Consider the following 1,017-nt stretch of genomic DNA (forward strand, 5'->3'; position numbering starts at 1 on the left):
AACTCCAACTCAACTAGTAGCTCTTCTACTAAAGTTTTAGATCAAACCCCTGATGCTCGTCTGGTGGAGGAATTGACAACTAGCTATCTCAACAAAACCCCAGCTAGGGCAGTTGCGACTAAGCTAACCTTTGAACAAGCTCAGGCTTTGCAAGACCAATTTGTACAACAGTTGAGCTCTAGTTTAGGCAAAGTTGTAGGTTACAAAGCTGGACTGACTAATCCTGCTGCTCAACAGCGCTTCAAAGTCTCTGAACCCTTACGAGGTGTACTTCTCGAAAAAATGTTGCTCAAAAGTGGAGCGGTTCTCCCTGCCAACTTTGGTGCTCGACCTGTATATGAAGGAGACTTAATCGTTAGAGTTGGTAGCGAAGAGATTAATAGTGCTACTACCCCTAAAGAAGCATTAGCTGCTCTTGATGCTGTCATTCCCTTCATGGAACTACCAGATTTAGTTTATGACCCAAAAGTGAGTCTTAATGGCACTGCTTTGGCAGCCATTAATGTCGGTGCTCGCTTGGGAGTTTTAGGAACACCGATTCCTTTATCTGCTACCCCTGATTGGGAAGAACGATTAAAAAATATCAAGATTGTAATGGTAGATAAGGCTGGCAATCAGTTAGCTGTTGGTAAAAGTAGTGCTTTATTAGGGAATCCGTTACAGGTAGTACTTTGGTTAAAAGATTCTTTGAAGGCATCAGGTAAAGTTTTGAAGAAAGGCGATTTACTGTCTTTAGGCTCCATGACTCCCCTAGTTCCTGTTAAATCTGGTACTACTATTCGTGCTCAATATATTGGATTAGATCCAAAAGACAAGGTAGAAATATCCGTTAGTTTTGAGTAATATTAAGTCCGGTATAACAAAGGGAATAGGGAGTAGGGAGTCGGGAGTCGGGAGTCGGGAGTCGGGAGTCGGGAGTAGGGAGTCGGGAGTCGGGAGTCGGGAGTAGGGAGTCGGGAGTCGGGAGTCGGGAGTCGGGAGTAGCGATGTATCGCTTTTACAATTAGGCAAAAAGTC

1 protein-coding gene is annotated in these 1,017 nt (G+C 44.1%); it reads left to right on the plus strand.

The features are described 5' to 3' along the window. Positions 1-843 (plus strand): hydratase (locus F6K49_RS52880; RefSeq protein WP_293111131.1); only part of this gene is annotated, 843 nt, incomplete at its 5' end. Positions 844-1,017 lie beyond the last annotated feature (174 nt).

It is taken from the genome of Moorena sp. SIO3I6 (genome assembly GCF_010672095.1).